The sequence below is a fragment of the Streptomyces sp. 8L genome (assembly GCF_020176795.1).
In the GTDB taxonomy this organism is placed as follows: domain Bacteria; phylum Actinomycetota; class Actinomycetes; order Streptomycetales; family Streptomycetaceae; genus Streptomyces.
On sequence record NZ_JAIUKE010000437.1, the window covers coordinates 1 to 1,882 of the forward strand.

General features: G+C 75.8%; 1 protein-coding gene. It reads right to left on the bottom strand.

Going from position 1 to position 1,882, the window contains the following annotated elements; all coding sequences use genetic code 11:
* Positions 1–781 precede the first annotated feature (781 nt).
* Positions 782–1,882: FAD-binding oxidoreductase (locus LCE31_RS30135; protein WP_225019922.1), on the bottom strand; the 1,101-nt coding region annotated here is incomplete at its 5' end.

Sequence of the window (1,882 nt, forward strand, 5' to 3'; positions counted from 1 at the left end):
GGCGCCGCCCCCCCCCCCCCCCCCCCCCCCGCCCCCCCGGCGGGGGGGGGGGCGGGGCCGGGGGGGGGGGGGCGCGCCCCCCCCCCCCCCCCCCCCCCCCCCCCCCGCCACGCCGCGGGGACCGGACCCTCCGGGGATGGACACGCCGTCAGTTCTGGTCACCCTCGTAGACGTCGGCGATCCATCGCGGCACAGAGGCGTCCGAGACGGGTCCGTCGTGCGGGCTCCAGTCGTCCGCCGGAAGAAGCATGTCTTCTCTCCCTTTGTCACCGAACAGCCGGACATCACCGGCTTGGACACAACACTGCCCACCGGTCACCTGGAGTAACGCGAAGTAACCTGCGAGCGTGAAAAGGAAGTTCGTCATACAAGACCAGCGCGGATGACCGCTCCGGAGAAGGGGAGGCTGCCCCGGGGGACGTAGCTCAGTCCTGCCGCTCGCGGGCGCGTACGCGTCGTTCGAGGCCGTGCGGGCGGGAACGCCGATCGCAGCCGACTGGGACGCCATGGCCCCGTTCTCCTACGGCCGCTGGGACGCCGCGGCGCGGGCGCATGCCGCCACGGAGGTGGCCCATACCGACGAGGCGGCGGGCGAGGTGTACGCCTCGCCCGGAGCGTTCGACCCGGCGGCACCGTGGCGGCCTTACTCACGGGCGGCCGCGACGAGGACGGTGCCCGAGGCGACGCCGGTGCGGTGGGGGACGGTTGACGGGGCGCCATCGGATGGCGGGGCGGATGTCATCGCCCCGCCCGCGCCGTACGGCCGTCGCGCCCCGGCCGCTCAGTCCGTGCCGCCGCCGGGCCGCGCGGCCTGCGTGGCGGTGGCCCGGCCGTGCGGCGGTGTGTCCGTGGCCGGGTCGCCCGTGACCTTGCCCGGGTTGAACAGGCCCAGCGGGTCGAGTGTGTTCTTGAGCGCGTCCTGCATCGCGCAGACGGCGGGCCCCAGTTCGCCGCGCATGCCGCCCCGCTTGAGCAGCCCGACGCCGTGCTCGCCGGTGACCGTGCCGCCCAGGGCCACGGCCTCCACCAGCAGTTCCTCGAAGGCCGCCTGGGCCGCCCGGCGCGCCGCGTCGTCGCCGGGCGGCGTGATCAGCAGCGGGTGCAGGTTGCCGTCCCCCGCGTGCGCGATCGTCGCGATCCGCACACCGTGCCGTTCGCCGATCTCCTCCGTGCGGGCGAGCATCGCGGGAACGGCCGACCTGGGCACGCACACGTCCTCGGTGAGCACGGGACCCAGCCGCTCCAACGCGGGGTAGGCCAGCCGCCGCGCCTCGAACAGCGCCTCCGCCTCGGTGGCGTCCGTGGAGCGCTCCGCCCAGCGCGCCCCGCACTCCGCGAAGGCCTGCGCGACCGCCTCGGCCTCGTCCTCGCCGGCCTGCCCCGGCGCGTCGAGCCGCGCCAGCAGCAGTGCGTTCGCTTCCGGCTCGAAGCCGAGGTGCTTCCACTCCTCGACGGCCTGGAGGCAGGCCCGGTCGAGGAGTTCGAGCGCCGCGGGGCGCAGCCCGCGCCGTGTGCACAGCGCGACGGCCTCGCCCGCCGCCACCAGGCTGTCGAAGGCGCCCACCACGGTGTGCGGTATGTCGCGCAGCGCCGGGCGCAGCCGCAGGGTGATCTCGGTGACGACGCCGAGGGTGCCCTCGGAGCCGACGAACAGCCCGGCGAGGTCGTACCCCGACACGCCCTTCGTCGTACGCCTGCCGAGCCGCACCACGGTGCCGTACGCGCCCGCGGGGCCGCCCACGACCGCTTCGAGGCCGAGCACATAGTCGCGGGTGACGCCGTACTTGAGGCAGCACAGGCCCCCGGCGTTGGTCGCGACGTTGCCGCCGACCGTCGACCACGGCGCGCTCGCCGGGTCCGGCGGGTACCACAGGCCGCGCTC